The sequence below is a fragment of the Ancylomarina sp. genome, from assembly GCF_041555295.1.
Lineage (GTDB): Bacteria > Bacteroidota > Bacteroidia > Bacteroidales > Marinifilaceae > Ancylomarina.
Genome location: NZ_JBFFKR010000226.1, coordinates 1 through 5655 on the forward strand (window position 1 = coordinate 1; position 5655 = coordinate 5655).

Annotated in this window: 8 protein-coding genes; 4 read left to right on the top strand and 4 right to left on the bottom strand. The window is 35.2% G+C overall.

Annotated elements, in window-relative coordinates; genetic code table 11:
* Window positions 1-95 precede the first annotated feature (95 nt).
* From ABY905_RS13330 to miaA, 4 genes are all read left to right on the top strand, one after another.
* Window positions 96-392, top strand: coding sequence for a DUF2752 domain-containing protein (locus ABY905_RS13330; RefSeq protein WP_372644681.1), 297 nt, complete (start codon window positions 96-98; stop codon window positions 390-392).
* A 104-nt stretch (window positions 393-496) separates the two neighbouring features.
* A complete protein-coding gene (locus ABY905_RS13335) occupies window positions 497-1567 on the top strand; it encodes an acyl-CoA reductase (RefSeq protein ID WP_372644683.1) in 1071 nt (356 codons plus the stop codon).
* 40 nt (window positions 1568-1607) lie between these two features.
* On the top strand, window positions 1608-2183 hold the full coding sequence (locus ABY905_RS13340; protein ID WP_372644685.1) for an IS1096 element passenger TnpR family protein: 576 nt from the start codon (window positions 1608-1610) through the stop codon (window positions 2181-2183).
* A 71-nt stretch (window positions 2184-2254) separates the two neighbouring features.
* Window positions 2255-3166, top strand: a complete 912-nt coding sequence (gene miaA, locus ABY905_RS13345) for a tRNA (adenosine(37)-N6)-dimethylallyltransferase MiaA (protein ID WP_372644687.1) — start codon at window positions 2255-2257, stop codon at window positions 3164-3166.
* Between the two features lie 244 nt (window positions 3167-3410).
* On the opposite strand, the gene ABY905_RS13350 is transcribed toward miaA, so the two are convergent.
* From ABY905_RS13350 to ABY905_RS13365, 4 genes are all read right to left on the bottom strand, one after another.
* Window positions 3411-3626 carry a helix-turn-helix domain-containing protein gene (locus ABY905_RS13350; RefSeq protein ID WP_372644689.1) on the bottom strand — a complete coding sequence of 72 codons (216 nt, stop codon included), beginning with the start codon at window positions 3624-3626 and terminating at the stop codon, window positions 3411-3413.
* Window positions 3627-3639: 13 nt separating this feature from the next.
* Window positions 3640-4284, bottom strand: coding sequence for a DUF2975 domain-containing protein (locus ABY905_RS13355; RefSeq protein WP_372644691.1), 645 nt, complete (start codon window positions 4282-4284; stop codon window positions 3640-3642).
* 31 nt (window positions 4285-4315) lie between these two features.
* A complete protein-coding gene (locus ABY905_RS13360) occupies window positions 4316-4948 on the bottom strand; it encodes a DUF2975 domain-containing protein (protein WP_372644693.1) in 633 nt (210 codons plus the stop codon).
* A 191-nt stretch (window positions 4949-5139) separates the two neighbouring features.
* The coding region (locus ABY905_RS13365; protein ID WP_372644695.1) for a methyltransferase domain-containing protein at window positions 5140-5655 on the bottom strand (516 nt) is incomplete at its 5' end.

The window sequence follows — 5655 nt, forward strand, 5'->3', positions numbered from 1 at the left end:
CATAAGTTTCGAACTTGAAAATTCGATAAAAAATCTTTCCTTTTGTATATATTTAACATTCACATGTGAAAAAGTGTTAATGAAATTTTAATTGAATGTGGCACAAACTTATACATTGGCTAGAAACACATAGCTTATCTTGTCAGTTTTATCAGAATTATCAGATAGAATGCCCTGGTTGTGGTTTACAATCAGCATTTATATCTCTTTTAAAAGGGAATTTAACGGAGAGTATTCAAACCTACCCTGCCCTTATACCTCTAATACTCCTCTTCGTTAGTTTGGTCACACACATCAAATTTAGATCGAAATGGACACTTAATTTGAATCGCATTTTAGCTAGTATAACAGTACTGCTTATCATCATCAACTTCATGAGCAAATTAATCTGAACATGAGAGCTAATCGATAAAAGTAGCTTTCGAGAATACCAATATCTTTAATATATTTGCAACGAGAATAAAACCTACCATTACGATCATCACTAAATATAAAAATGAATAGATTAGAACGCATAGACGCATTTGTAAACCTTGGACAGTTTCTTGAGCAATTTAAAACGATTGACGCAAGCACAAGCAATCATCCTTTAAATGAGCAATTCTATACCGAATTCGAGAATTTAATTGAGAATGCTTATATCGAAAATGCCTGGTTCACACCTGCTCATGTCAGAAATTCGATTGAGGGAATCTGTTCATTTTTAGATCGCGAAAAACTTAAGGAGTGGACGAAGCAATATCATATTGCAGATCAAAGCACAGATAAACGTGTCGCAGTTATTATGGCTGGCAACATACCAATGGTTGGCTTTCACGACATGCTTTCGGTTCTTATTTCAGGTCATCATTTCATCGGAAAACTATCCTCAAAGGATAATCGTTTACTGGACTTTGTTTCGAAACTTTTGGGTGAAATAAACTCTGAATTCAAAAGCTTGATATCTTTCAAAAATGAGCAGTTGAAAGGCAAGCAGGATTTTGATGCAATAATTGCCACTGGGAGCAATAATTCAGCTCGCTATTTCGAAGCCTATTTCAGCAAATACCCCCACATCATTCGTCGCAACAGAAATTCTGTAGCTATACTTACCGGGGACGAAAGCCAGGAAGAAATCCACAAACTAGGACAGGATGTGTTTCAATATTTCGGATTAGGATGTCGAAATGTATCTAAACTATATGTGCCTGAAAATTACGACATCACAAAAATACTGGATATCTGGCAAGATTATGTCCCGTCATTAGATCACAATAAGTACTTAAACAATCACGACTATCAGCGATCGTTATATTTGATGAATGCGGTAAAACATTTAGACAATGGCTTTTTGCTGCTAAAGGAAGACGCTGCCATGACATCTCCTATAGCCGTTTTACATTACGAACACTATAGAGATATCAATCAAGTCAAAAATCTACTTAAAGAAAATAGTGAACACATACAATGCATCGTTAGCAAGATAGGAGAAAACACAATTCCTTTCGGAAAAGCTCAGCAACCTAATCTTAATGATTATGCAGATAATGTTGACACCATGGATTTTTTGAGCCGGTTAAATTCATAATACTTATATCTTTTCTACCTTTACAAAAAATATCAGAACCATGAACATATTCAAGCTAAAAATCACCTCACCTGAGAAAGAAGATTTCCTAATGGAAGTTGAAATGGATAACGAAGGAACTTATCTGGAATTACACAACACCATTCAGCTGGCATTAGCCTACGACAGGACGCAAATGGCTTCTTTCTTCCAAATTTCGGATATGGGTGAAAGAGGTAAAGAAATTGCGCTTTTCGAAATGAGTAGTGAAGACGACGACAATGTTAATATTGTTGCTATGGACGTTGCGATGATGAGAGAATTCATCAATAAGGAAACGCCCCAATTAATATATGTTTTCGACTTTTTCTCCGACCGTTACTTCAATATCGAATTAGTTGGTGTTGAGAGAAGACGTGTAGCAGTTGATGCTCCAAAAATTACATTATTTAAAGGTGAGACTCCTGAACAAATTGTAATGGATTTTGACAGCCTTGAAGATTTTGATCTTGATGGTGTCGATTTAAAATCAGCAACAAAAAGAGATAAGGATTTTGATTTTATGGATGAGTTTGATGATGATTCTGAAGAAGGTCCTAAATTTGAAAACCTTGACGATTATGAGGATATCCTTTAAATTTAATCGTCCCTAAATATAAAAATTAAAGCTCCAATAGGGAGCTTTAATTATAATACGCTTACAACACGATGTCAAAAACACTTATTGTTCTGCTTGGTCCTACTGGTGTAGGAAAAACCGATCTCAGCATACGCATTGCCCGTCATTTCGATACAGAAATCACATCATCGGATAGCAGACAGGTGTATCGTGAAATGCGGATAGGAACCGCTGTACCCGAAAAGGAACAACTCGAAGCCGTAAAACATCACTTTATACATTCACATTCTATTCACGACTACTTCAGCTCTTGGGAATGCGAACAAAAAACACTGGCTCTTCTGAGCGAAAAATTTAAGGAGAAAGATCAAATGTTAATGGTTGGTGGCTCTATGATGTATATCGATGCTGTTTGCAATGGTATTGATTTGATCCCAACCATATCGCCAGAAATTCGAAAGGAAGTTTGTGATAGATACGAAAAAGATGGTCTCGAGGCTTTACAAGAGGAATTGAAAGAACTCGATCCTGTTTTTTATGATCAAGTCGATTTACAAAATGCCAAGCGTGTGATTCATGCCGTAGAAGTTTGTTTGATGTCTGGGAAGCCCTACTCATCACTCCGAACAAATAAAAATAAGGAACGTGATTTCAAGATCATAAAAATAGGATTAAATAGAGACAGAGCTGAGCTTTACGATAGAATCAATCAGCGTGTAAATATCATGATTGCGGAAGGGCAAATTGAAGAAGCCAAGGCTCTATTTGAATTCTGTGATTTAAACTCGATGAACACAGTTGGCTATAAAGAACTGTTCGAACATTTCAAAGGTCATATTAGCCTCGATAAGGCAATAGAACTGATCAAACGAAACTCTCGCCATTACGCCAAGCGACAATTATCATGGTTCCGACGAGATGAGAAGATTCAATGGTTCCATCCCGATCAGGAAGATGAGATTATCGCTTATCTGGATTCACAGATAAAAAAAGAGGCTTAAAAGCCTCTTTTTTCTATTTTAGCCCATTAAGGCATCTGTATAAAAACCTCTGGAAGCCCCGAGAAGACTACTCCCATATCCGAAGGGACACTAAATATAGCGAAGGGAGCCTAAAATACCCGAAGGGACACTCCAAGTATACGAAGGAAAGCCCCAATGTCCCGAAGGGAGACTAAATATTGCGAAGGGATGCCCCAATAGCCCTAAGGGATACTAAATATTACGAAGGGAAGCCCAAACACCACTAAGGAAGTGTCTTATCCTGAAATTCAAAAAGATCGCCTGGCTGACAATTCAATTCCCGGCATATAGCTTCAAGAGTTGTAAAACGAACTGCCTTGGCCTTCCCCGACTTTAAAATGGAAAGATTAGCCATGGTAATACCAATACGTTCGGCCAGTTCTTTGGAGCTCATCTTGCGCTTGGCAAGCATCACATCTAAATTTGTTATTATAGGCATAAAGTAGTTGGTATTAAATGGTGAGTTCAGATTCTTCTTTAATATGAACAGCTACTCGGTAGATTTCAGCGAATGCAAAGACAACAAGCACAAAGAAAACGAATGGCCATTCAATGTAGTCAGGATGCAATTTAAGTTTCTGTCCAAGTACAGTTACATCTTTCAGTAAAAAATGAGAAAACAAAATACCTTTAACAAAACGGTATATCACAAAAGCTGCAAACCAATACCCGATTCTTTTAATTCTCAAATAATTTTCTTTATTAAAGTTTTCTCCTGATTTTAATGTTTCAATTAAATTGTCGAAGAAAACTTTGGCATTTTTAAACAGAAAAACTAAAGTGAGACTTAGAATCGTATTATCAAAAAATGAAAGCAAGCGATAATTAAATCCTGAAGAAGTAATTCCATTTAACAAAATTCTAATATGGGCATCTCCAATAAAAACCCCTGATCCTAATAATTGATATGAACTCGGAGAATATAAATGAGTACCACCCTCAAATCTTATATTATAAAGTTCTGCTAGAGGAAAAGCTGGAAAAATGATTCCAAGCACATTCAATATTCCACCTACAATTAAATTGACGATGAATAAGTAGTAAATAAAATTGAACTGCTTTCTCAAAAACTTGATAATTCTATTATTATTTTTCATTTCGATATGATTAAAATTCTTGACTTATAACTTAGATGGTAAACTCAGATTCTTCTTTCATCTCTATTCCTGCGCGGTAGATTTCGGCAAAGACAAAAACGACAAGCACACTAATAATCTTAGTTAAGACTGTATAATCTGGATAAAAATGAACTTCCTGTCCCATAAGCCTAACATTATCTAAAAAGTACCAGGAAATGACACTTCCATTTATTAAAAAATATAATGTCTTAGCTAACATTAGAAAGCCAACTCTTCTTATCCAATGATATATTTTTTCAGAAAAATAGTTCCCATTCTTTCCACGCTCATGCAACTCTTCAAAAATATAGTAGGCATATCTAAACATGAAAATGATAATAACACCAGATATCACTGTATCAAAAAAGGCTATTAATCGATAAAATATCCCTGATGACTCTATTTTATCAAGACTCAAAGAGAAACCAACCTCTTTACAAACACTATCACCTGAAACCAAATCATAAGTTGTATCGATATTAAAAACAGTTGTCCCTAAAAATTTTATTGAAGCAGTATTCTCTGGATTAAATAAATTGACAAGGTGCCCAAATACCATTATAACAAAACCAAAAATGGATAACTTATAAAAAAGCATAAAGACGATTTTTAAGATATTAACGATTCGAAAATTGTTTTTCATTTAATAAAAGATTTAGTGATTAGGTTCAACAAACCTAAACAATAAGAATACGAAAAACAATACTTATTTATCGTTTTACGATAAATACTTTTCGATTAAAGACAATATACATCATTTCAAAAAACAAAAAAAGCCATGAACATACAGTAAAAACTGAGTATTCATGGCTCTTATATATGTTCAATTAAAATCTACTTTTTATTGAAGTAGAATATTTCTTTCATGGGTAAACCAAATCGTTTTGCTTTTTCTTCGGAATAGTTATTTGCATAGGTATCGGCAGTTACTTTAAAACCAACCGCACTTAAACGTTCAGCATAATCGAGCCCATACAAACGAACATGATCTTTCTGTAAGAAATGCTTTTCCCTCTCTGATGGATCTGTAATTGTAGGATCTTCATAGGTTTTCTCCGCCTCGCTATCCTGAGGAACTTGTAATATGGCAAAACCTCCTGGCTTAAGAATTCGATAAATCTCAGACATGGCTTTTGTATCATCATCGACATGTTCCAACACATGGTTACATATCACCACATCGTAAGTCTCATTGGCAAAAGGAATGGCCTGCACATCGAAATGCACATCGGCAATGGGAGATTCCAAATCTCCTGTGGTATAATCGAGGTTTTCCAAAGCTCTAAAACGCTTGTAGAAACATTGCTCTGGTGCAATATGAAGCACCTTTAAATTCTTAGTGAAAAAATC